The organism is Mesorhizobium sp. M0145 (assembly GCF_040322355.1).
Classification (GTDB): Bacteria; Pseudomonadota; Alphaproteobacteria; order Rhizobiales; family Rhizobiaceae; genus Mesorhizobium.
Window position 1 is genome coordinate 121,611 of record NZ_JAMYTK010000006.1, and the last position, 21,849, is coordinate 143,459.

22 protein-coding genes are annotated in these 21,849 nt (G+C 63.0%); 2 read left to right on the forward strand and 20 right to left on the reverse strand.

Features of this window, described 5'->3' with window-relative positions:
• Positions 1 to 30: 30 nt before the first annotated feature.
• Positions 31 to 1,626, reverse strand: coding sequence for a transcription termination factor NusA (gene nusA / locus NKJ28_RS12475; protein ID WP_023676901.1), 1,596 nt, complete (start codon positions 1,624 to 1,626; stop codon positions 31 to 33).
• A gap of 47 nt (positions 1,627 to 1,673) precedes the next feature.
• On the reverse strand, positions 1,674 to 2,306 hold the full coding sequence (rimP, locus tag NKJ28_RS12480) for a ribosome maturation factor RimP (RefSeq protein ID WP_023676900.1): 633 nt from the start codon (positions 2,304 to 2,306) through the stop codon (positions 1,674 to 1,676).
• Positions 2,307 to 2,587: 281 nt separating this feature from the next.
• Here rimP and NKJ28_RS12485 point away from each other — a divergent pair, with 281 nt between their 5' ends.
• Positions 2,588 to 2,752, forward strand: coding sequence for a hypothetical protein (locus NKJ28_RS12485; RefSeq protein WP_352448601.1), 165 nt, complete (start codon positions 2,588 to 2,590; stop codon positions 2,750 to 2,752).
• Between the two features lie 60 nt (positions 2,753 to 2,812).
• Here NKJ28_RS12485 and trmB read toward each other — a convergent pair whose 3' ends face one another.
• The 18 genes from trmB to NKJ28_RS12575 all read right to left on the reverse strand — a co-directional run bounded on the left by trmB (position 2,813) and on the right by NKJ28_RS12575 (position 20,170).
• Positions 2,813 to 3,514, reverse strand: coding sequence for a tRNA (guanine(46)-N(7))-methyltransferase TrmB (gene trmB / locus NKJ28_RS12490; protein WP_352614602.1), 702 nt, complete (start codon positions 3,512 to 3,514; stop codon positions 2,813 to 2,815).
• Between the two features lie 11 nt (positions 3,515 to 3,525).
• Positions 3,526 to 4,815: a methionine adenosyltransferase gene (gene metK, locus NKJ28_RS12495; protein ID WP_023676896.1), complete on the reverse strand. Its 1,290-nt coding sequence runs from the start codon at positions 4,813 to 4,815 to the stop codon at positions 3,526 to 3,528.
• A gap of 330 nt (positions 4,816 to 5,145) precedes the next feature.
• Positions 5,146 to 5,565, reverse strand: coding sequence for a helix-turn-helix domain-containing protein (locus tag NKJ28_RS12500; protein ID WP_023676895.1), 420 nt, complete (start codon positions 5,563 to 5,565; stop codon positions 5,146 to 5,148).
• A 137-nt stretch (positions 5,566 to 5,702) separates the two neighbouring features.
• Positions 5,703 to 7,289, reverse strand: coding sequence for an apolipoprotein N-acyltransferase (gene lnt / locus NKJ28_RS12505; protein ID WP_352635766.1), 1,587 nt, complete (start codon positions 7,287 to 7,289; stop codon positions 5,703 to 5,705).
• A 93-nt stretch (positions 7,290 to 7,382) separates the two neighbouring features.
• A complete protein-coding gene (locus NKJ28_RS12510) occupies positions 7,383 to 7,853 on the reverse strand; it encodes a VOC family protein (RefSeq protein ID WP_352635768.1) in 471 nt (156 codons plus the stop codon).
• A gap of 17 nt (positions 7,854 to 7,870) precedes the next feature.
• Positions 7,871 to 8,944, reverse strand: coding sequence for a hemolysin family protein (locus NKJ28_RS12515; RefSeq protein ID WP_352448597.1), 1,074 nt, complete (start codon positions 8,942 to 8,944; stop codon positions 7,871 to 7,873).
• Positions 8,945 to 8,972: 28 nt separating this feature from the next.
• A complete protein-coding gene (ybeY, locus tag NKJ28_RS12520; protein WP_352635770.1) occupies positions 8,973 to 9,470 on the reverse strand; it encodes an rRNA maturation RNase YbeY in 498 nt (165 codons plus the stop codon).
• A gap of 17 nt (positions 9,471 to 9,487) precedes the next feature.
• Positions 9,488 to 10,537 carry a PhoH family protein gene (locus tag NKJ28_RS12525; RefSeq protein WP_352455111.1) on the reverse strand — a complete coding sequence of 350 codons (1,050 nt, stop codon included), beginning with the start codon at positions 10,535 to 10,537 and terminating at the stop codon, positions 9,488 to 9,490.
• 26 nt (positions 10,538 to 10,563) lie between these two features.
• A complete protein-coding gene (gene miaB, locus NKJ28_RS12530; RefSeq protein WP_352635772.1) occupies positions 10,564 to 11,973 on the reverse strand; it encodes a tRNA (N6-isopentenyl adenosine(37)-C2)-methylthiotransferase MiaB in 1,410 nt (469 codons plus the stop codon).
• Positions 11,974 to 12,036: 63 nt separating this feature from the next.
• Positions 12,037 to 12,837: a lyso-ornithine lipid O-acyltransferase gene (gene olsA, locus NKJ28_RS12535; RefSeq protein ID WP_352635774.1), complete on the reverse strand. Its 801-nt coding sequence runs from the start codon at positions 12,835 to 12,837 to the stop codon at positions 12,037 to 12,039.
• Positions 12,838 to 12,858: 21 nt separating this feature from the next.
• Positions 12,859 to 13,353, reverse strand: coding sequence for a ribosomal protein S18-alanine N-acetyltransferase (rimI, locus tag NKJ28_RS12540; protein WP_023676888.1), 495 nt, complete (start codon positions 13,351 to 13,353; stop codon positions 12,859 to 12,861).
• Entirely contained in the window at positions 13,353 to 14,105 is a 753-nt protein-coding gene (tsaB, locus tag NKJ28_RS12545) for a tRNA (adenosine(37)-N6)-threonylcarbamoyltransferase complex dimerization subunit type 1 TsaB (RefSeq protein WP_352635776.1), read from the reverse strand. Before tsaB ends, rimI begins: the two co-directional genes overlap by 1 nt.
• Positions 14,106 to 14,265: 160 nt before the next feature.
• Positions 14,266 to 15,372, reverse strand: a complete 1,107-nt coding sequence (locus NKJ28_RS12550; RefSeq protein WP_352635778.1) for a DUF1513 domain-containing protein — start codon at positions 15,370 to 15,372, stop codon at positions 14,266 to 14,268.
• A gap of 2 nt (positions 15,373 to 15,374) precedes the next feature.
• Positions 15,375 to 16,448, reverse strand: a complete 1,074-nt coding sequence (locus tag NKJ28_RS12555) for an imelysin family protein (protein WP_352635780.1) — start codon at positions 16,446 to 16,448, stop codon at positions 15,375 to 15,377.
• Positions 16,448 to 18,046 carry a di-heme oxidoreductase family protein gene (locus NKJ28_RS12560; protein ID WP_352635782.1) on the reverse strand — a complete coding sequence of 533 codons (1,599 nt, stop codon included), beginning with the start codon at positions 18,044 to 18,046 and terminating at the stop codon, positions 16,448 to 16,450. Before NKJ28_RS12560 ends, NKJ28_RS12555 begins: the two co-directional genes overlap by 1 nt.
• 12 nt (positions 18,047 to 18,058) lie before the next feature.
• Positions 18,059 to 18,544, reverse strand: a complete 486-nt coding sequence (bfr, locus tag NKJ28_RS12565; protein WP_023676883.1) for a bacterioferritin — start codon at positions 18,542 to 18,544, stop codon at positions 18,059 to 18,061.
• Entirely contained in the window at positions 18,510 to 18,821 is a 312-nt protein-coding gene (locus NKJ28_RS12570; protein ID WP_023676882.1) for a (2Fe-2S)-binding protein, read from the reverse strand. Before NKJ28_RS12570 ends, bfr begins: the two co-directional genes overlap by 35 nt.
• A 56-nt stretch (positions 18,822 to 18,877) precedes the next feature.
• Positions 18,878 to 20,170 carry an imelysin family protein gene (locus NKJ28_RS12575; RefSeq protein WP_502902182.1) on the reverse strand — a complete coding sequence of 431 codons (1,293 nt, stop codon included), beginning with the start codon at positions 20,168 to 20,170 and terminating at the stop codon, positions 18,878 to 18,880.
• A 423-nt stretch (positions 20,171 to 20,593) separates the two neighbouring features.
• On the opposite strand from NKJ28_RS12575, the gene NKJ28_RS12580 reads away from it, so the two are divergent.
• A complete protein-coding gene (locus NKJ28_RS12580) occupies positions 20,594 to 21,847 on the forward strand; it encodes an NAD(P)/FAD-dependent oxidoreductase (RefSeq protein WP_352635784.1) in 1,254 nt (417 codons plus the stop codon).
• The last annotated feature ends 2 nt before the right edge of the window (positions 21,848 to 21,849 follow it).

The window sequence follows — 21,849 nt, forward strand, 5'->3', positions numbered from 1 at the left end:
AGGGCGGGTTCGGTGCGATGCGGTTTCACCTCACGCACCGACGGTTTCGTCAGCCGGCACGCCCTCGGCGGCAAGCTCGTCTTCGGTGATCCAGCCAGCCTTCAGGCGAGCGGCCAGGACCATCTGCTCGGCATCGGCGCGTGATACGCCGTGGTTGGCGAGCACACCCGGGAATACCTTCGTCTCGCCGTCCTTGCGTTCCTTCCAACCGGTCAGGTCGTCGGCGGCGTAGCCGGCGAAATCCTCGATCGTCTTCACGCCGTCCTCGCCGAGCGTCACCATCATGGCGGTGGTGATGCCGGGAATCTCGCGCAGCTCGTCCTTGACGCCGAGCGCCTTGCGCTTCTCGTCATGCTCGGCTTCGATCTTCTCCAGATATTCGCGGGCGCGGGTCTGGATTTCCGAAGCCGTGTCCTCGTCGAAGCCGTCGATCGACGCGATTTCGCCGGAGTCGACATACGCGACCTCCTCGACGCTGGTGAAGCCTTCGGAAGCGAGCACCTGGCCGACCATCTCGTCGACGTCGAGGGCTTCCATGAACAGCGACGACCGTTCGACGAATTCCTTCTGGCGGCGTTCGCTCTCTTCCTGCTCGGTCAGGATGTCGATATCCCAGCCGGTGAGCTGCGAGGCAAGACGGACGTTCTGGCCGCGGCGGCCGATGGCCAGCGACAGCTGATCGTCGGGAACGACGACCTCGATGCGCTCGGCATCCTCGTCGAGCACGACCTTGGCGACTTCCGCCGGCTGCAATGCATTGACAATGAAGGACGCCGCCGATGGCGACCACGGAATGATGTCGATCTTCTCGCCCTGCAATTCACCGACGACCGCCTGGACGCGGCTGCCGCGCATACCGACGCAGGCACCGACCGGATCGATGGAGCTGTCGCGCGAGATGACAGCGATCTTGGCGCGCGAACCCGGATCGCGGGCGACCGACTTGATCTCGATGATGCCGTCGTAGATTTCCGGCACTTCCATGGTGAACAGCTTCGCCATGAACTGCGGATGGGTGCGCGACAGGAATATCTGCGGGCCGCGCTGTTCGCGGCGTACGTCATAGACATAGGCACGGACGCGATCGCCATACTTGTAGTTTTCGCGCGGAATCAGCTCGTCGCGGCGGATGATCGCTTCGCCGCGGCCGAGATCGACGATGACGTTGCCGTATTCGACGCGCTTGACGGTACCGTTGACGATCTCGCCGATACGGTCCTTGTATTCATCATATTGCCGGTCGCGCTCGGCCTCGCGCACCTTCTGCACGATGACCTGCTTGGCGGACTGGGCGGCGATGCGGCCAAAATCCATCGGCGGTAGCTGTTCGGCAATGAAATCGCCGAGCTGGGCGTCCGGATTGCGCTCGCGCGCCGAGGAAATGGCAATCTGCGTCGCGTAGTCATCGACCTTCTCGACCACTTCCATCAGCCGCTGCAGCTTCATCTCGCCGGTGTTGGCATTGATGTCGGCGCGGATATTGGTTTCCTGGCCGTAGCGCGAGCGCGCGGCCTTCTGGATCGCATCGGCCATGGCGGCGATGACGATCGACTTGTCGATCGACTTTTCACGCGCGACCGCATCGGCGATCTGCAGCAGTTCAAGCCTGTTGGCGCTTACAACCATCTTCTTTCTCCCGAGCTTGTTGCCGACCCTTACGGCCGGCAGCCCAATCACATTTCCTGTTCGGTTTCGTCTTCCGCACCCTCTGGTGCGTCTTCGGGTTCGCCGCGGCGTTTCCTGGCTTCCTTGCGCGCCCGATTGTCCTTCGAGAGCGCATCGCGGATAAGGTCGTCGGTCAGAATCAGCCGCGCTTCGGCAATCGCATCGTAGGGAACACGTACCGTCGGCTCCTCGCCGTAAGCGGCCTTGTCACGCTCGATCAGCACACCGTCCGCGTCGCTTTCGGCGATCTTGCCCTTGAAGCGCTTACGGTCGGCGACGAGAACCGATGTTTCCATCTTCACCAGATGGCCGGTCCAGGCTGCAAAGTCCGATTTGCGGACCAGCGGCCGGTCGATGCCCGGCGACGACACTTCGAGATGATAAGCCTTCTCGATCGGATCATCGACATCGAGCGCCGGCGACACCGCCCGGCTGACCTCTTCACAATCCTCGACCGTCATGGTGCCGTCTTCGCGCTCGGCCATGATCTGCAGCGTCAGCCCGTTCTGGCCCGACAGGTGCACACGTACCAAGCGGAAACCAATGGCGCGCAGTACCGGCTGAACGATCAGCGCGATGCGCGCATCGATGCCGCTTTCGCGGATGATGCGGTCGTCGCCTTCGCTTGCCGTCACTGTCATTCGGTCCTGTCACTCGATTTCTGTTGGTCGGCAGGTAATAAAAAAGAGCGGGACCGGGTGGACCCACTCTTCGTCACAGCGACCAAGAATTTGAAGCTGATATAGACGATCGTGGTCCTCGTTTCAAGCCCGTCCTGCATGACGGCAAGGCTCCGAGTCCGCAGCGCTGCGCCAAATGCATGGCGCCCGTGCAGTGATCCCCCTTTGAGCACCGGCCACGCACGACTATCTATGTTGCATTGCACAATTGGAGCGCTCACGGCGCTCAAAAGGGTACCATCATGAACAATCGTGGATTTTTTTCAGCCATAGGCGATGTCTTTAGCGTGTTCGGCAGCGCCGTAGCCGCGTCCCGGGCTGTGGAAAGCGGTCGCAAGCCGCGTGCGCATGATCTGCGCAATCTCGGCATGGAGCCGGCAGCCTTCGACAAGATCCGTCGCTTCTGAGCCAAGTGAGCGCCGAGAGCCTTCGGCCCGCTCGCCTTGTGCTCAGCTCTACTTTCCCGCTTATTTCCGCACGAAGGTGAGATAGGCGGGCCGTCGGCCTTCGCGAATGGCCTTGGCCTCATAGCGCGTCCCCGGCCAGCCATCATAGGGCCGGTGCCAGTCGGCTGCTTCGCTTGCCTGCCACGTGAAGGCGTCGTGCGCCCGACAATGCAGGAGCGTCCAGTTCACATAGCTATCGATATCGGACGCAAAGTGGAACTTTCCGCCGTGCTTCAGGACGCGCGCGAAGCGGTCGAGATTGACCGGGCTGACGAAGCGCCGCTTCCAGTGCTTCTTCTTCGGCCACGGATCCGGATAGAGAAGGTCAATGCCGTCAAGCGAAGCCTGCGGCAGCCAGTCCAGCAGACGTGTGGCGTCGTCGTCATAGACGCGCAGATTGGCAAGCGGCCGCTCCCGGACCGCCATCATCATCTTGGCCATGCCGTTGACGAAAGGCTCGACGCCGATAAAGCCGGTCGCCTGGCTGGCCGTAGCACGGTGCAGAAGATGTTCGCCGCCGCCAAAACCGATTTCGAGCTGGACAGCCGAAACTTCGGCTTCGAAAAGGCTGCGCAAGTCGGCCGGCGGTTCAACCGTCAGATCGAGCCTGTAGGCGGCGAAGCCGCTCTCCAGCGCCGCTGCCTGTTGTGGTCGAATGGTCTTGCCGCGCCGGCGACCGAAAAAGGCCTCGGTCGCACGGCTTGGCCGGTCCTTCGGATCCATAGGCGCCGCGGTTAGGCGGCGACTGCTTCGGCGACCGGTTCGGCGAGAGCGTCCTTGAGCGCCTTGGCGAGATCGGTCTTCTCCCAGGAGAAGGATCCGTCCCGGCCGGCCTTGCGGCCAAAATGGCCGTAGGACGACGTCTTGGCATAGATCGGCTTGTTGAGATCGAGGTGGCGGCGGATGCCGGAAGGCGACAGGTCCATCACGGCGCGCAGTGCACGCTCGAGTTTTGCCTCGTCGACCTTGCCGGTGCCGTGCAGGTCGACGTAGATCGACAGCGGCTGGGCGACACCGATCGCATAGGAAAGCTGGATGGTGCAGCGATCGGCGAGCTTTGCGGCAACCACGTTTTTGGCGAGATAACGCGCCGCATAGGCCGCCGAGCGGTCGACCTTGGTGGTGTCCTTGCCAGAAAAAGCGCCGCCGCCATGAGGCGCAGCCCCACCATAAGTGTCGACGATGATCTTGCGGCCGGTCAGGCCGGCGTCGCCATCAGGCCCGCCGATGACGAACTTGCCGGTCGGATTGATGTACCAGTTGCAATTGTCGGCAATCTTCAGGTCGCCCAGTGCTTCGCGAATATAGGGCTCGACGACGTTGCGCACCTTCTTCGAATCCCACGTCTCATCGAGATGCTGGGTCGACAGCACGATCTGCGTCACTTCCGCCGCTTTGCCGTCGACATAGCGGACGGTGACCTGGCTCTTGGCATCCGGCCCGAGCCTGCCGGCATCACCGCTGCCTTCATGGCGCGCAGCCGCCAGCAATTCGAGGATCTTGTGGCTGTAATAGATCGGCGCCGGCATCAGGTCCGGGGTTTCGCGGCAGGCATAGCCAAACATGATGCCCTGGTCGCCGGCTCCCTCCTCGCCTTGCCGGTCGGAGGCGTTGTCGACGCCTTGGCCGATATCCGGCGACTGGCCGTGCAGCAGGACCTCGATCTTGGCTGTCTTCCAGTGGAAACCGGCCTGCTCGTAGCCGATTTCGCGGATCGCCTTGCGAGCGACCGACTTGAACTTGGCCGGGTTGACAATCGGATGGCCGGCCGCATCCTTCAGGACGTTGCCCTCCTTGTCCTTCTTGAGCAGCGTCTCGGGGACGCGCACCTCGCCGGCGATGACAACGCGATTGGTCGTCGCAAGCGTCTCGCAGGCAACCCGGACCTTCCACGGGTCCATGCCGGTCTTTCTGGCTTCGCGATAGACGAGATCGACAATCTCGTCGGAGATGCGGTCGCAGACCTTGTCGGGATGGCCTTCGGCAACGGATTCCGAGGTGAAGAAGTAATTGTGCCGCGTCACGGGTGTCCCCTCTTGAAAAAAATATCGGCAGGCCGCCGATTTTGGCGCGCCAGTTGTTAACGGTGCCGGGCGTCGCTCGTCAAGCCATGCAGCCGTTCTGGCATGAATTTTGACGTTATTATCTTTGCATCCCAAGACGGCGGCAGGGCGCACTGCGATCAGCCCTTGCACCAACAGACTGAGGAAAACGGCTTCGAGGAAGCGTGTCGAGCGAAATCGATCTGCGCTTTAGCGCATTTGCGGAATGAACATCCCTCAATGCGCGCAGCCGCGAGAAATTGCATGCCCAGCTACGACGACCCCTTCCTTGTTGAACTCTTCACGGGCCAGTCAATCGACTTCGTCGGTGGAAAGCGACTTCACCAGCTCGATGATCTTGCGGCGCACTTTCACGTCGGCGATCTTGACGAAGGCGCGATTCAGCTGGAGGCCTTCCGGGCTGCCGCAGAATTCGACGGCGGAGGTCATCGAAGCATCCTCGGCAAATCCACGGTTGCCCACGGGCTCCTGACCGGGCGCATCCTCGAAAAAGAAGGCGACGGGGACGCCGAGTATGGAGGCGATTGCCTGCAAACGGCTGGCGCCGACGCGATTGGTGCCCTTTTCGTACTTTTGGATCTGCTGGAACGTTATGCCGAGGTTTTCACCCAGTTTTTCCTGGCTCATTCCCAGCATATTGCGGCGAAGCCGGATGCGGCTTCCGACGTGGATGTCGATCGGATTCGGCTTTTTCTTGTTTTCTTCTGTCATTTTTTCCTCGCCGAATTTTTCCGGCTTTTTCTATTTTGCTGCCCAAACGACGCCGCGGCCCGTGCCCCAACAGAACGACCTTATCGACTTCGAAAATTTTCAGGCGCTTACAGTATGAGTTTCTAATGTGTCGGCTGTCAATTCGCCCGTAGCCTTTGCCTTACGTTCAAAATGCATGCCGCAACGGCAAGCAAAAACATGATCAGCATTCCGTTAATGCGTCGTTGGCCGGAGGAAACGATGGCTTGGTTGGAGATCGGCACACGCACATCGATCGCGCCGCGTGCATCGATTGCCAGCGCGTCGACGATGCGACCGCGCGGGTCGACAACGGCCGAAATGCCGTTATTAGCCGCGCGCAACAGGGGCACCCCATTCTCCACCGCCCGGATCTGCGCCTGCCTGAAGTGCTGGTACGGCCCCGGCGTGTCGCCGAACCAGGCGTCATTGGTGACGTTCACAATAAGCTCGGCTGACGTTGCGTCAACTGCGACCAGATCGGGAAAGATGACCTCATAGCAAATAAACGGCAGCGCCCGGATACCGCCGGGCAGCGCGATCGGATGCCGCTCATTGCCCGCCGCGAAGGTCATTGGACCGGCAACAAGCTGCTCAAGCCCGAAGCGGCCGAGCAGATCGGCGAAAGGCAGGTATTCGCCGAAGGGTACCAGGTGGACCTTGTCGACGGCATCGACGATTTCGCCCCTTTCGTCGATCGCCACCACAGAGTTGTAGTAACGGCTGCCGGCCGCCGAGCCGCCTTCCTCGCGAACGACGCCGGCGACCAGCATCTGGCCATCGCCAAGCATCTCTCCGATCGCAGGCAGGGCATCCGGACGTTCGGTGAACAGAAACGGCACGGACGTCTCCGGCCACAGGATCAATTGCGGCCTGTCATGGCCGGGTTCCGGCGCCTTGGCCGAAAGCCCCATCATGGTGGCGAAGATACGGTCACGCACCGAGGTATCCCATTTTTCCGTAAGGTCGACGGCAGGCTGCACGATACGGACGTCAAGGCTGCGGGCGGCCGGCTTTTCGGGGGCGGCGAGCCGGATATAGCCGAAGCCGGCATGGGCGGCGACGAGAACGACAAGCAATGCCGCGCCGAGGCGGAGATGCCGGCGGGCCGCAAGCAGCGCCGGCAGCGCAAAGACGAAGACCGCAAGCGCGTCCATGCCGACCATGCCGGTCACCGAGACGCTCTGCATCAGCAAAGGTACCGGCATCGCCGCATAGCCGACGGCATTCCACGGAAAGCCGGTGAACAGGAAGCCGCGCAGCCATTCCGCCAGCGCAAAGCCGAAGGCGAGCGCGGCGATGCGCCCGATGTCGTTGCTCCACAACAGCCGGGCAACCACGGCAGCGAAACCGTAAAAGAGGGCCAGCGCGAGGGGGATGCCGGCCACCGCGAACGGCAAGGCCCAGGCAAAGCTGTCGGCCTCGACCAGCAGCGCCGAGCCGACCCACCAGAGACCGGCAAGAAAGTAGCCGAAACCGAACCACCAGCCGGTGGCGAAAGCCGGCAGCAAGCGTCGCAGAAAACCGTCCGAGGCTTCGCAGGTCGCGCCGTCGAGCAGCCACACCAGCAGTGGGAACGAAACGAAACAGACGGCGAAGAAATCGTAAGGCGCCTGGGCAAGAACCGCTAGCGCGCCGGCAAGAAACGCCACCAGCGCGCGCCGCCAGCCCCAAAGCAGAATTATCCGGCCGGCCTGGCGCTCCATCTATGCTTCCGAGTCGTGCGAATCAGGAAGCAAGATTTATCAGGCCGCGGGCTTGGCTCCAAACCGGATAAGAGCGAACAAGTCCGCTCATAGCTATCGATGCCAGCCTTCGATCTTCAGTCCGCCCAGCCGCTCAGCCTCTTCGCGCGGGACGGAGCGGACAGTCTGGGAAAAGGTCCAGATATGGCCTTCAGGATCGCGCGCCCTGTACTGCCGTTCACCGTAGAGCTGGTCGGCAGGCTCCTCGACGATCTCGGCTCCCGCCGCCCTTGCACGATCGCAGTGGGCATCTATCCCGTCCTTCAGGCGTACATAGACCGACTGCGTGTTCTTGCCTGCAACTGAAGCCGGGCTGGCTATATGGTCGGCCCATTCGGAATCGACGACGATATAGCCGTCGCCGAACCGCATCTCGGAATGGACGAGCCTGCCATTGGCATCGCTGACCACCATGCTCGGCTCGAAGCCGAAAGCCTTTTCAAGCCATGTCAATGCGGCCCGCGGATTCTGGTAGAAGACACCCGAGCCCAAGGTTGAGTGCTTGAACGGGTCCTCAACCGGCATCGGGCAAGCCGCGTCCTTCAAGCCTGCTCGGTGCGGACGGCGCGGCGGCGGCGCTCGCCCTTCAGGGTCTCGACGATGCGCACGCGCTTGACGCGGCGCGGATCGGCGTCGAGCACATGGAACTCGAAGCCGGGTATGGCCTGCACCACTTCGCCGCGCGCCGGCACCCGGCCAAGCGTGTTGAAGATCATGCCGCCGATCGTGTCAACATATTCACCGTGCTCGCCGGCGGCGAAATCCTCGCCGATCATCTTGGCGACATCGTCGATCTCGGCCTTGCCGTCGACGATGAAGACGCCTTCACCGGCCTGGGTGATCATCGGCTCGTCTTCGTCGTGCTCGTCCTCGATGTCGCCGACCACCATCTCGACGATATCCTCGAGCGAGACGAGACCGTCAGTGCCGCCATATTCGTCGATGACCAGCGCCATCTGGGTGCGCGTCGTCTGCATTCGCCCCATCAGGTCGGAGGCGAGCATCGACGGCGGCACGAACAGCACCGGTCGGATCAGGTTGAGATCGCCGATGGTGCGCGCCAGATCGACCTGGGCGAGATCGAGAACCGTCGCGACCGGAGTTTTCCTGGTCGTCCTGCCCTTTCTGACGCGGGCGACCTTGGTGATGTGCGCCAGCACGTCGCGGATATGAACCATGCCGCGCGGATCGTCGAGCGTCTCCGAATAGACCGGCATGCGGGAATGGCCGGACTGCTCGAACAACCCCAGAAGGTCGCCGAGCTTCGTGGTGATCTCGACCGCCTCGATGTCGGCGCGCGGCACCATGACGTCCTCGACCCGCACTTCGCGCAGGCGCAGGATGTTGTTGAGCATGGCGCGTTCGCCGGGCGAGAAGGATTCTGCATCGCTCGCCGTTTCGGCAAGCGCACCGGCAATCTCCTCGCGCAGGCTGGTGCCGTTGCGGTGCCTGAAAAGCCCGAGCACGCGATCGAACAGGGAAGGACCGGCAGGCGATGCCTCGCTGGCGAAGCTGCCGGTCGTGGTACTCGGACTCGAGCCCTCTTCCGTCGTTTCGGAAGGCTTGATCACACTGCCGGCGTCGGAGCGGGCGGCAGTCTCTGGTTTGTCGTTCATCATCGTCCGGTCAATTGGTCTTTTGTAATTACGTGTAGGGATCGGGAATGGCAAGCCTCGCAAGTGCTGCGCGCTCTGTCGCTTCCATCAGTTCCGCTTCGGCATCCGTTTCGTGATCATAGCCCAGCAAATGCAGCAGGCCATGGATGACGAGATGGGAGATATGGTCCTCGATGGGCTTGTCTTCCAGTGCCGCCTCGCGCGCGACAGTCTCGGCGGCCAACACGATGTCACCGAGCATCGGCGGCAGAGGCCCGCCCCTGGCAAACGGAAAAGCCGGAAAAGACAGGACGTTGGTCGGCTTGTCCTTGCCGCGCCAGCCGGCATTGAGCGTGCGGATATGGGCATCGTCGGAAAAGACGATGCTGAGCTCGGAACGGCCGTCGGCACCGGTTTCGGCAAAGGCGGCCGAGACGGCGTGGTCGACCAGCCGCGTCAGCGTCGTCTCGTCGGGCCAGTCGCCCGCCTCGACCGCGATATCGATTTCGACGGGAAGCGGTCCCCCCGCCTTTTGCTCCTCAGCCATGCGGCCGCATAATCGTATCAGCTTTCGACACCCAAGCCCCTGGCCAGCTTGCCGTCACGGTCGTAGGCCTTGACGATCTCGGCGACCAGCGGATGCCTGACGACGTCGCCTTCATTGAAGCGTACGGTCACCATGCCGGTGACGCCGTCGAGGATTCTCAGCGCCTCGACCAGGCCGGATTTGGTGTTTGGCGGCAGATCGATCTGGGTCGGATCACCGGTGACGATCATGCGCGAGTTCTCGCCGAGCCGGGTCAGGAACATCTTCATCTGCATCGGCGTGGTGTTCTGCGCCTCGTCGAGTATGACGGCAGCGTGCGCCAGCGTACGGCCGCGCATGAACGCCAGCGGCGCGATCTCGATGACCTCGGCGGCAATCGCCCGCTCGACCTTGTCGGCCGGCATCATGTCGTAGAGCGCGTCATAGAGCGGCCGCAGATAGGGATCGACCTTCTCCTTCATATCGCCCGGCAGAAAGCCAAGCCGTTCGCCGGCCTCGACCGCGGGGCGCGACAGCACGATGCGTTCGACCATGCCGCGTTCGAGCAGCATTGCCGCATGCGCCACCGCCAGATAGGTCTTTCCGGTGCCGGCCGGGCCGATGCCGAAGACGAGTTCCGACCGCTCCAGCGCGCGCATGTAGGCGTCTTGGTTCAGCGAGCGGGCATAGATCGTCTTCTTGCGCGTCGATATCTGGGCGGCGGACATCTTGCCCTTGCGCTCCAGCGTCGGGAGCGTCAGCTGGTCGTCGCTGGCGATCGCCATGCGCACGGCGCCGTCGACATCGGACTGGCCGATGTCGGTGCCTTTCTGCAGAATGCCGTAAAGATTGTCCAAGGCGCGGCGTGCCTGCTCGGCGGCCGAGGAAGAGCCCTTGATGGTCAATTGATTGCCGCGCGAGCGGATATCGACGCCGAGCTTCTGCTCGAGTCGGGCCAGATTCTCGTCGAACTGGCCGTAAAGGGCGCTGGCAAGCTTGTTGTTGTCGAAAGTCAGTACGATGTGCGCGATATCCGAGGCCCCCGAGGGTAGGTTCTGGGGCAGGTTCTTCACTTCAGCAGCGCTCAACCGTCTCTCCTCATCTGCCGAGACCTTCAGGCCAATTCGGCGAACAGGCTGTTGTAGCCCGTCTTCGTGATTCGTACCTGGATAATGTCACCGATTTCGCCGGCCTTTTCATCAACAATAACCGGCTGCAGCCAGGGCGAGCGGCCAACCTTCTGGCCGGCCTGGCGGCCCGGCTTTTCGATCAGCGTGTCGATGGTCCTGCCGATCAGGCTGGTGCCGAAATCCTGCTGCTGTTTCAGCAGCAGCGCCTGCAGCCGCTGCAGGCGCTCGTCCTTGACGGCCTCCGGCACGTGATCGCTCATCTCGGCGCCCGGCGTGCCGGGGCGCGGAGAATATTTGAACGAGAAGGCCGAGGCATAGTTGACGTCTTCGACCAACTGCATCGTCGCCTCGAAATCCGCTTCCGTCTCACCGGGAAAGCCGACAATAAAATCGCCGGACAGTGCGATGTCGTTCCGTGCGGCACGGATGCGGTCGATCAACGTCAGATAGTCCTCGGCCATATGCCTGCGGTTCATCGCCTTGAGTATGCGGTCGGAGCCGGACTGCACCGGTAGATGTAGATAGGGCATCAGCGTCGGCAAATCACGATGGGCGGCGATCAATTCATCGTCCATGTCGCGCGGATGACTGGTTGTGTAGCGCAGCCGCGCTAGGCCTGGAATCTCGGCCAGCCTGAACAGCAGCCGGCCAAGGCCCCATTCCTCGCCGTTTTCGCCTCTTCCATGCCAGGCATTGACGTTCTGGCCGAGCAGCGTCACCTCGCGCACGCCGGCATCCGCCAGGCGCTCGGCCTCGGCGACGATCTGTGCCACCGGCCGCGAGACTTCCGAGCCGCGCGTATAGGGCACGACACAGAAGGTGCAGAACTTGTCGCAGCCTTCCTGAACGGTCAAGAACGCCGTCACGCCGCGCCTGATCAGTTCGGCGCGCTTCGGCTGCGGCAGATACTCGAACTTGTCCTCGACGGCATAGTCGGTCTCGACGATCTTTTCGCCGCCACGCGCCCTCGCCAGCACACCGGGCAGCCGGTGGTAGGTCTGCGGGCCGATAACCAGGTCGACGGCCGGCGAGCGGCGGATGATCTCGGCACCCTCGGCCTGCGCCACGCAGCCGGCGACGCCGACCAGCATTTCGCGCCCGGTCTTCGCACGTTCCGCCTTCAACTCACGGATGCGCCCAAGTTCTGAATAGACCTTTTCCGCTGCTTTCTCGCGGATGTGGCAGGTGTTGAGCAGCACCAGATCGGCCTCGCCGATGGCGTCTGTCGCGGCATAGCCGTCGGCCGCCAGCGCATCGGTCATGCGCTGCGAATCGTAGACATTCATCTGGCAGCCATAGGTCTTGACGAAGACCTTTCTGGTCGCGGCAGGCGGAACGACCAGGTTTTCGGCGGCAGCGCCGATGTCGTCGCGTTCTATCGTGTTCAATTCCATTTCGCGGCTTCTAGCGCCTTTCCCCGACAAAAAACAGACGAATCTGGCCGGAACCTGCGCAGCCTACCGGCTCGGACGCGGTTCGGCGAGCGCCGCCTGCACCATCTCGCGCACCTGGCGTTCCATCTGCTTTGCCGTCTCCTTGCGGCTGGAGCCCCTGGAGAAAGCAATCGCCTCGCCAAAATGCACCTCGACGTCGAGGGCGCCCTCGGCCATCAGCACCTTGAGGTGCGGCATCAACTCCTCATCGCCGATCCAGGCGGCAACCGGCCGATGCCGGCGGCCGAGCGGCACGCCATGCAGGCGCGTATAGACGATCGCCACCGGCTGGATGAAGACCTGTTCGGCCGCCCCTTCCGCAATCGCCATTGTAGCGGCGCCGAACAGCGTGCTCTTGAACGGCAGGATCATGTTGCCGTCGCCGGTCGAGCCTTCGGCAAACAGCACCATGGCGTCGCCCTTGGCCATGCGGCCGGCGATCTCGCTCGCCTGGTCGCCCGACGAACGCTTACGCTCACGTTCGATGAATACGGTGCGCTGCAGCTTCGACAGCATGCCGATCAACGGCCAGCCGGCCATATCGGCCCTGGCGATGAACGTCACGTCGACCATCGACCCCAGCACCATGATGTCGGTCCAGGAGATGTGGTTGGCAGCAATCAGCAATGGGCGCTGGCCGGACAGCGCTCCCTTGACATGGATGCGCAGCCCCAGCGCCCTGACGATCATCCTGTGCCAGATCTTCAGGATGAAGGTTTCGCGCCAGAGTCCGGTCCTCATCGACAGTATCTGCAAAGGAACAAGCACCAATGAGCCGACGACAACCAGCCCAAGGGCCAGGAAAATCCTGATTTTTCCTATCATCCGCACCACCCCGGCGTTTGGCTAGCGAAGATCGCGGCGCATGACAAGCGCGCCGGTCGGGCCGTGCTCCGGCGACTTGTAATAGTTGGCGCGCTTGCCGACCTCGCGGAAGCCGAACCGCCGGTAGAGCGCGATCGCGGCGACATTGGTCTCGTCGACCTCGAGGAAAAGCGCCTCGGCGCGCTGTGCGTGCAGTTCACGCAGCACCGCATCCATCAATTGCCAGCCGAGCCCCCGGCGCCGATGCGAGCGTGCCACCGCGACCGTCAGGATCTCCCCCTCGCCGGCCGCCAGCCGCGCCAGCACGAAGCCGACCGGCGGCTTGGCACCCTGTCCGGTCTCGCGCGCGGCATAGCCGAACACCGTGTCCTGCTCGAGCAGCGCGGCGAATTCGTCGTCGGTCCACGGCCGCGCGAAATCCTCGCGATGCAGCACCGACATGGCCGCGCTATCGGCAACCGTCAACGGCTCGAGCGCATAGTCCCTGCGGCGCGACTGGAGGAAGGGAATGCGCATCAGGACTTGTTTCCGTTTGGACCATGATCTTTTCCCAAAACCGGTTTCCACTTTTTGGGATCATGGTCTTGCCTAGATTGAATAAAGCCGGCCTGCGGCTTTGCGTCGGCGCCGCGCAGATAGAGCGGTTTCGGCTTTTCGCCCTCGCCCTTTTTACCGGCACGTTGGGCGGCGGCCAGCCGGGCATAGACGGCGATGTCGGCGGTGGCCGCTGTCGCGCCGACGTCGAAGGCGCGCCCGGCCGAGGCGGCAATTTGCGTTGCCGCCGTACCGGCCAGAACCGCGGAGCTGTCAACCGCGATGGCGGCGGCTTGCGAGAGCGTGGTCACCGAGGGACCGTAAATCAAAACGGATGCTTCATCGTAGAGTGCCGCATGGATTTCCTCGCGCCCTGCATCGAGCGCGGCGAGCGCGGCGCGGCCGGGAAACGTCGCTCTTGCTTGCGCCGCCAATGCTTCAAGAGTCGTCACGCCGATCGCCGGTATTTTCAGCGCCAGCGCAAGGCCGCGCGCCGCCGAGACGCCGACGCGCAGACCGGTGAAGGAGCCCGGACCCGTCGAAACGGCAATGGCGCCGAGGCCGGAATAGTCGGTTCTGCTGGTCCCCAACGCCTTTTCGATGACACCCATCAGATGCTCGGCATGACCCTTACCGAGATCGAGCACCGAACGGCCGAGTTCTTTCCCGGCCGCCGCGTCGTAGACGCAGGCGGCGCAGAGATTGGCGGCACAGTCGATGGCAAGCAACTTCATGAAGCGGCCGGTTGAGACAGTTTCGAAAACAGCTTCCCTCTGCCCGCCAGGGCTGATCCCCGCAAGGGAATAATGGATAAATCGTCAGGCGACTTGGCTTCGGCGCGGGTCCAAGACGGTAAGTTTCGACGAACGTAACTGCCACAAACCGGTGCCAGGACTAGCCGATCTGCTCGATACGCAGCACGTGATTATCCCAGACATAGTCCGGCTCGGAACGGGTCGCGCCACCGGCTTCGATGATTTCGCCGGCACCCGTCGTCGCCATGAAGCCTTTCCCATCGGGCGCCACGCCACAGACCTCGACCAGAGCCTTGGTAGCGACGACGCGGCTGCTGGCCGTGTCGATCACGGCAAGCGAATTCCCCTCAGGCGAAGACACGGCGATGGTGCCGGCGGCAGGATTGGCGGCGACCGAGCCGATATAGTTCCTGAAGCCGGAGAGCACATCCTGCGACATATCGAGCAATTGCAAGTCCTTGCCGCGCGGCGCGCGGCCAACCAGCGGGGGACGATCGGTACCCGGCCCCCTGTATTGACAGCCGAACCAGACGGTGCCGGACCGGTCGGCATCCATATGGCGGATCGACAATTGGTGCAGCGCCGGCGGCAATTCGTGCTTTTCGGTGAGATCGCCGGTAAGGCGGTCGACCAGAACATAGGAAGGCTTCATCGTTGCGATGTTGAGCTCGGCGCGGCCATAATCCGGATGCGTCTCGATGCCGCCATTGGCCACAGCAATCGTCCTGCCATCGGAAAGCAGCAAAAGCTCGTGTGGGCCCATGCCGTAGGTTGGAAACTCGCCGATGCGCTTGAATTTCGCATGTGCGTCATAGACGCCGACGACGCCGGCGGCATTGTCGAAATCGTTCTCGGTTGCGTAGAGCAGCGTGCCATCGGCCGAGAACACGCCATGGCCGAAGAAATGCCGGCCGGCAACGCTGGCAATGGTGCGCGGTTCACCGCGGCCGGTATGGTCGAAGACGACAGCAAAGGTGCCCGGCTGCCTGGCAAACACCACCGAACGCTTCGACACCGGGTCGAAGGTAACGTCGTGGCCCCGATCGGGCAGATCGATCGTGTGCAACAACTTGCCGGCCTCGGACAGGACGGCCGCGCCATAGCTGCCGTCGCGCTTGACGAAAGCGGTGGCGAAGACCGCGTCGGCGTCGAGTGTCTTTGCCCAGGCCGACGGCGCCATCGCCGCTGCGAAACCAGCGCCTGCGGCCCTCAGGAATTCGCGCCGATCGATCAGCGGCGTCCTCATGATCAGTCGCCATCCAATGACGAGAACCCGGCGGTCAGGCCGAATTCGGCGGTCAGCCTCGTGCCGATCAGGGTCGTCAGGCTGGATGTCACCAGCGAGAAATAGTCGAGCTTCTGGCGCAGCGCCGGATCGGCAAGTGCCTTGTCGATCGGTCCCCTGATCGCCTTGGCCGCCTCGATCCCATTGGTGAGCTGGATGTGGACCGATTCTGCCATCCAGCGCGCATCGGGCGGCAGCGCGTCGCCAAGCTGCGAGGCCTGGAACAGCGTGTCCATGCCCGCCAGATTCCCGGTCAGCGAGCGGGCGGTGTTTTGCGAGCGCCAATAGATCGCCTGTTTCGGTTTGTCGGCCTCCGGCTTGGCGCCCAGGAAGCCTTTCAGGCGTACGTCGCGGACCATTTCCAGCTCGTTGATGAAGACGCCGACCAGTTCGGTCACCGCTTCAGTTCCGTCGTGGTAGAGCGCGTTCTGCGGACCCGGATTGGCCCAGAGCGCGGCAAAGCCGTTGGGCTCGTTCCAGGCATCGCCAACCTCGCCGGCAATCGTCTCGACATTGCCGGCAATGGCCGCACCGTAGGCGCAGCGATAGGCGTCGTCCCTGCCGACCAATTGACCGGCTCCGTCGCCGTAGAGGACGAATTCCAGTGCGCCGAGCCCTTGCATGGCGACGCTCTTTGTAGCCAGCTGGGCCGGATCGGCGGCTGTCGGATCCTTGCCGGCAAGTGCTGCCTGCACCTGCTTCAGGCCGATGCTCTTGCGGTCCGGCCAAAACAGCATGCGCTCAAGCCGGTTGTTTTCCGCGATCGGCCCGAAACGGATGATTTCCACCACCGACCAGGCATCCACGACACCCGAGAATTCGGCGCGTGCCGCATCGAGATTGTCTCGCGAGGGCGCTTGGCAAAGCGCGTGCATGGTCTTGGCCAAGCTGTCCGCATGGTCATGCAGTCTGGCATAGGCCGGGCGGACGAAGCCGTCGATCGCCCGCTGGATCACATCCGAAGCCTTCACCGCCGCGGATGCCGGCAGCGCACCGGCGAGGACCAGCATCAGAGCGAATGCAAGACGCTTCCGCATCAGAGCGACTCCAGAAACTTGATCAGCGCGGCGCGGTCGGCCGCATCGGCAGCGGCAAAGCGGTCACGCGCCTTCTGGCCCTCGCCGCCATGCCACAGAATCGCCTCGGCCAGGCTTCGTGCGCGCCCGTCATGCAGGAAGAAGGTGTTGCCGCTGACGGTCTGGGTGAGCCCGATGCCCCACAGTGGCGGCGTGCGCCATTCGCTTCCCGTGGCCTCGCCCACCGCCTGTCCGTCGGCAAGGCTGGGTCCCATGTCATGCAGCAGGAAATCGGAATAAGGCCAGATCAGCTGGAAGGCCTGCGCCTTGTTCGGGGTGCCGCGACGGGTGACGAATTTCGGCGTATGGCAGGAGACGCAGCCCATATCGTAGAACAGTTTTTTGCCGGCGAGCACGTCCGGTCTGTCAAGATCGCGCCGGGCCGGCACGGCAAGGTTTTGCGAATAGAAGGTCACGAGGTCCATGACCGGCGGCGGCGCTTCGACCGGACCGAGGCGCTCCTGTACACCGTTAGGTAGGGCAAGGCAGGTCTTTTCCGCGGCGCTGCAATCGCCCCAGTGCTTCGGCACCTCAGGTGTCGAAATGCCGATATCGCCGGCAAAAGCGTCCGCCGATTGCTGGCGGATCGATGCCGCCTGCGCCTTCCAGCCGAAACGGCCGAGCGTCAGTTCACCGCTGCTGGCGTCGCGTATTATGTTTGGCCTGCCGGAAATCCCGTCACCATCGCGGTCGGCCGCATCGGCACGCGTAAGGATGTCGGCAGGAGCGATCTGCTCGACCAGGCCAAGGCCGATCATCGGCGGCGTCATGCGCGGCGACAGCGTGGTGTGTGGATCGAGCGCCCCGTAGGCGAGACCGTCGACCGAATAGCTCGGCTTGCGCAGCGACACCGTGCTGCCGTCCGCCAATTTCACCTTCTCGTCCTGATAGTCGACATGCATCCTGCCTTCGCCCTGCAGACCGGGAACGGCCAATTCCTGCAGCTGCGTGCCATAGACCGGGTCGGGAAAGTTGAGCACCTTGTGATCGGCGAGCGCGGCTTTCTCCTCCTCGGTACTGGCTTCCCTTGCCAGGCGCAGGAACATCGAGGTGGTGCCGCTGTCGCCTTCGGGCGGATGCCCGCGGCCGTCCTTCAGATGACAGTTCTGGCAGGCGCGCTCGTTGAACAACGGACCGAGCCCATCCGAGGCTTGTGTCGAGGATGGCGAGGACACCCAGTTCTTGCGGAAAATGGCGTTGCCGAGCTTGAAGGTACCCTCTTCCTCGAAGCTGATGTTGGCAGAGGATTGCGAGAAGGCGTCCTTGTTGACGTCCTTCTTCGAGGTGCCGGCGCCGCCCTGCATCAGCTCGAATTGCTCGGGCTTGGAGAAATCGCTGGTCGGCCTGGTGATGGCGATGACGCGCGCCAGATCCTTCGGCGTCAGATCCGTGCGGCTGGTGGCAAGCCCCGCCGGTTGCGGCGCCCCGGCCAGCGCCGAGGCTGTGAGCGTCGCCACCACGGCAAGAAAGGCGCCGCGAAGGATACCGTATCGCGGAGGCGGCAGGCCACAATGCTCGGCCGGCCGCAAGCGGCGCATGAAATCTAGGGGGCGCCGCATTCCGGCATGTCCTTATTCCGCCTCGTCGGCCGACGCTGCGTTGAGTTGGCCGTACTTTTCTTCGCCGATCGAGGCGAGCAGGTCGAGTTGCGTCTCGAGGAAGTCGATGTGACCTTCCTCGTCAGCCAGCAATTCCTCGAACAGCTTCATCGTCACGTAGTCGCCTGCTTCGTTACAAACCTCGCGCGAACGCTTGTAGGCGGTGCGCGCGTCATATTCGCCGGCAAGATCGGATTCGAGCACTTCCTTGACATTCTGCCCGATGCGCAGCGGCGCCACGGACTGCAGGTTCGGATGGCCCTCGAGGAAGATGATGCGCGCCACGAGCCGGTCGGCATGGTGCATTTCCTCGATCGATTCAGCGCGTTCCTTCTTCGCTAGCTTGGCGTATCCCCAGTCTTCCAGCAGCCGGAAATGCACCCAGTATTGATTGACCGCCCCAAGTTCCAGAAACAGAGCCTCGTTAAGCCGCTCTATGATCTGCTGTTCGCCTTTCATGGGTTCTGCTCCCGTATTGGACGCGTAGGCCTCTGACGCGATCCAGGTGTGAAACGATGTCCACGCCACTCGCCGCCGAGCGGGCATGGTAATTTTCGGTGACCCGAATGATCGTTTCGACCACATTTGGGAAGCAGCCGCAACAGCGACCGCGCTTGTGCATGGCGTGATAGACCTTCGCCGGCACGATCAGCTGCCAGGGGTCCTCATCCAGCAGTCCGACGATCGTCTGCTCTATCTCCTTTTCGGTGATGATGTTGCAATGGCAGATCAGCATTTGTCGCTCTGGCTAACGCCGCTTCGTTGCGTCGCGTGGCTGGTGGTTTCGATAGTCTATTGGAACACCTTGTCCGGTGAATCGAGGCTGTCCGAGCCCTCGAAGGCTATCGCATTGAGCTTCAGGGTACCGACGGCGCGTTCGATCGACTTGGTCTGATCGACCAGCGCGTCGATCGCCGCCTGCACAGTGGCATTGCCTTCCGTGTTGCCTTCTCCGATCTGCTGGTCATAGGCCTCGCCGGCAAGCGCCCGCGCCTTGATGGCCTCCATCTTGGCGACGGTGACGTCCAGTTTGTCCGACAATTCCTTGTCAACCGCCGGGTCGGCCGCCTTGACCATGTCGGCCACCGACGGCCCCTCGACGACAGTGCCGTCGAGCCGCTTGTAGCTGCCGTGATAGGCGGCACGGATGCCGATCGCATCGTAAAGATGGGAGTTGTAGGTATTGTCGGAGAAGCAATCGTGCTCCTCTTCCGGGTCGTGCAACAAGAGGCCGAGCTTCATCCGCTCTCCGGCGAGCTCGCCATAGGACAGCGAGCCCATGCCGGTGAAGATGGTCGAAATGGCGGCGTTCAGCTCGCCATCGACAAGGTTCTTGCGGGCGGCGCCGCCTTCCTTCCAGTCGTCGACCATATCCTTTAGATCGGAAACCAGAAGGTCGCTCGCCGATTTCAGATACTGTCCGCGACGGTCGCAATTGCCGCCGGTGCAATTGGCGAGGTCGTAGTCGGTGTAGGGCCGTTCGCCGGCGCCCGGACCGGTGCCGTGCAGGTCCTGACCCCAAAGCAGGAATTCGATGGCGTGATAGCCGGTCGCCACATTGGCCTCGATACCGCCGGCCTCCTGCAGGGTGCCGGAGAGGAACTCCGGCGTCAGGTCGGTGGCGTCGACCTTCTTGCCGTTGATCTCGATCGACTTGTTGGCGATCACATTGGCGGTGTAGAGCGCGTTGGCGTCCGACTCGGTGCCGTAGCTCTTGGCGACATAGTCGATCAAGCCTTCGTCGAGCGGCCAGGAGTTCACCTTGCCTTCCCAGTCGTCGACGATGGCATTACCGAAGCGATAGACCTCGGTCTGCTGATAGGGAACGCGCGATGCCTTCCAGGCCTCGCGGGCGGCGTTCAGCGTTTCGGCAGATGGCTTGGCGAGCAGCGCATCGACAGCCTTGTCGAGCGCCTCGGCCGTGATCAGCGAATCCTCGTATTTGGCGAGCGCAATGTCGGAATAGGTCTTGATGACCGCCTTGGCATCGGTTTGCGCCTTGGCCGGCAGCACGAACACGGCCGCCGTCAGCATCGCGGTGGCGCCGATCGCCGCAAGCCTGCCGCCATACCGCGCCGTGATCATCGTTCTCATGATTGTCTCTCCTCGGGAATCTATGAAATGCCGGCGCCGCGGCGGGCAGTTGCCAGCGGGCAAAGAAGGGTCGCGCCATCGCGCGGTTCGCGGAAGAAAGACACCGAAATGCCTCCAATCGAAAGGGTTCAAGGCCCAGACATCAAAGGGATGCGCTGACGCGCGAGCTTCCATAAAACGGCGAAGACGCCGGATGTCAACTGGTGGCATAGAAAAAATTCAATTGAAACAACAGTTTAGAATTATTCTAAACTAGAACTGTCAACTTTAACACCGACGTATGAGGAATGCCGGCGCATGACGCAGTTGACAGGCGGCCGTTCCGGGTGCGACCCGGATCGGCGCTCTTGCGGCGGCGCCGGACAATCGCCACCTGGCGAGACGTCCTAGATTTGGATGAGGAATCGGGCTGTTATGAAGAACGGGGTCGTCATTGTCGGTGCGGGTCATGCGGGCGTGCAAGCGGCCGCCAGCCTGCGGGAAGAAGGCTATGACGGCCCGGTGATCCTGGTCGGCGACGAAAACGAATTGCCCTACCACAAGCCGCCGCTGTCGAAGACCTTCATCAAGGATCAGCAAGCAAAGCCGCAGCCGTTGCGCGGCGAGGCTTTTTATACCGGCAGCGCCATCGACTTCCGGCCAGGCATCCGGGTCGAGCGGATCGACGTAGGCGGCCGCAGGCTGGAGATATCGGGCGGCGGTGTGTTGCCGTTTGACCGGCTGATCCTCGCCACCGGCGCGCGGCCGCGCCTGCTGCCGCTGCCGGGTTCGGAGCTTTCCGGCGTTGTGTCGCTGCGCTCGCTCGGCGATGCCCGCCTGATCCGCGAATTGAGCGCGCAAAGCGAGGAGGTCGTCATCCTCGGCGGCGGCTTCATCGGCCTGGAGATTGCCGCAACGCTCACCGCGGCAGGCCGCAAGGTTGCGGTGGTCGAGGCGGTCGACCGGCTGCTCGCCCGCGCCGTGGCACCGGTCATCGCCGGCCATGTGCGCCAGCGGCTGGAGGCCACCGGTGTGCGCATCCTTACCGGCACCACCATCGAACGGCTGGAGGACGAGAACGGCCGTGTTTCGGCTGCAATCACCTCATCCGGCGAAAGATTGCCGGCGCAGATGGTCGTCATCGGTATCGGCGTCGTGCCGAATGTCGAATTGGCCGAAGCCGCCGGCATTGCCATCGCCAACGGCATCCGCGTCGACCAGCAGATGCGCACGTCGGTGCCGGAAATCCTCGCCATCGGCGACGCGGCGTCTTACCGGCACTGGTTCACCGGCGGCGACGTGCGGCTGGAATCGGTGCAGAACGCCACTGACCAGGCGCGGCTCGCCGCACGCACCATCGCCGGCCACACCGACAATTACTCGGCAGTGCCGTGGTTCTGGTCCGATATCGGCGACATGAAGCTGCAGATGGTCGGCTTGATTTCGGGCGGCGACAGCCATGTCGTGCTGGGCGACGTGGCCGAGAACAAATTCTCCATCTACCACTATGCCGGAAGCCGGCTGCTCGGCATCGAATCGGTCAACCGGCCCGGCGACCACATGCTTGGCCGCAAGATGCTCGGCGCCGGCTTTTCGCCGCCGCCGCAGATTGTCGCGACCGGGCCCGACGGGCTGAAGGCAGCGCTCGCTGCCTTCCAGCAGGCAGAGCCGGCCCACGCGGCAGGATAATC

What these genes read in the sequence shown, in the direction of transcription:
- NKJ28_RS12580 (WP_352635784.1), top strand. Translation starts at nt 20,594, where the DNA reads ATGAAGAACGGGGTCGTCATTGTCGGTGCGGGTCATGCGGGCGTGCAA.
- NKJ28_RS12515 (WP_352448597.1), bottom strand. Translation starts at nt 8,944, where the DNA reads ATGAACGACAAACCAGAGACTGCCGCCCGCTCCGACGCCGGCAGTGTG.
- miaB (WP_352635772.1), bottom strand. Translation starts at nt 11,973, where the DNA reads ATGGAATTGAACACGATAGAACGCGACGACATCGGCGCTGCCGCCGAA.
- NKJ28_RS12560 (WP_352635782.1), bottom strand. Translation starts at nt 18,046, where the DNA reads ATGCGGCGCCCCCTAGATTTCATGCGCCGCTTGCGGCCGGCCGAGCAT.
- rimP (WP_023676900.1), bottom strand. Translation starts at nt 2,306, where the DNA reads ATGACAGTGACGGCAAGCGAAGGCGACGACCGCATCATCCGCGAAAGC.
- lnt (WP_352635766.1), bottom strand. Translation starts at nt 7,289, where the DNA reads ATGGAGCGCCAGGCCGGCCGGATAATTCTGCTTTGGGGCTGGCGGCGC.
- bfr (WP_023676883.1), bottom strand. Translation starts at nt 18,544, where the DNA reads ATGAAAGGCGAACAGCAGATCATAGAGCGGCTTAACGAGGCTCTGTTT.
- olsA (WP_352635774.1), bottom strand. Translation starts at nt 12,837, where the DNA reads ATGATAGGAAAAATCAGGATTTTCCTGGCCCTTGGGCTGGTTGTCGTC.
- tsaB (WP_352635776.1), bottom strand. Translation starts at nt 14,105, where the DNA reads ATGAAGTTGCTTGCCATCGACTGTGCCGCCAATCTCTGCGCCGCCTGC.
- rimI (WP_023676888.1), bottom strand. Translation starts at nt 13,353, where the DNA reads ATGCGCATTCCCTTCCTCCAGTCGCGCCGCAGGGACTATGCGCTCGAG.
- NKJ28_RS12500 (WP_023676895.1), bottom strand. Translation starts at nt 5,565, where the DNA reads ATGACAGAAGAAAACAAGAAAAAGCCGAATCCGATCGACATCCACGTC.
- NKJ28_RS12550 (WP_352635778.1), bottom strand. Translation starts at nt 15,372, where the DNA reads ATGAGGACGCCGCTGATCGATCGGCGCGAATTCCTGAGGGCCGCAGGC.
- NKJ28_RS12570 (WP_023676882.1), bottom strand. Translation starts at nt 18,821, where the DNA reads ATGCTGATCTGCCATTGCAACATCATCACCGAAAAGGAGATAGAGCAG.
- NKJ28_RS12485 (WP_352448601.1), top strand. Translation starts at nt 2,588, where the DNA reads ATGAACAATCGTGGATTTTTTTCAGCCATAGGCGATGTCTTTAGCGTG.
- NKJ28_RS12555 (WP_352635780.1), bottom strand. Translation starts at nt 16,448, where the DNA reads ATGCGGAAGCGTCTTGCATTCGCTCTGATGCTGGTCCTCGCCGGTGCG.
- trmB (WP_352614602.1), bottom strand. Translation starts at nt 3,514, where the DNA reads ATGGATCCGAAGGACCGGCCAAGCCGTGCGACCGAGGCCTTTTTCGGT.
- ybeY (WP_352635770.1), bottom strand. Translation starts at nt 9,470, where the DNA reads ATGGCTGAGGAGCAAAAGGCGGGGGGACCGCTTCCCGTCGAAATCGAT.
- nusA (WP_023676901.1), bottom strand. Translation starts at nt 1,626, where the DNA reads ATGGTTGTAAGCGCCAACAGGCTTGAACTGCTGCAGATCGCCGATGCG.
- NKJ28_RS12575 (WP_502902182.1), bottom strand. Translation starts at nt 20,170, where the DNA reads ATGATCACGGCGCGGTATGGCGGCAGGCTTGCGGCGATCGGCGCCACC.
- NKJ28_RS12510 (WP_352635768.1), bottom strand. Translation starts at nt 7,853, where the DNA reads ATGCCGGTTGAGGACCCGTTCAAGCACTCAACCTTGGGCTCGGGTGTC.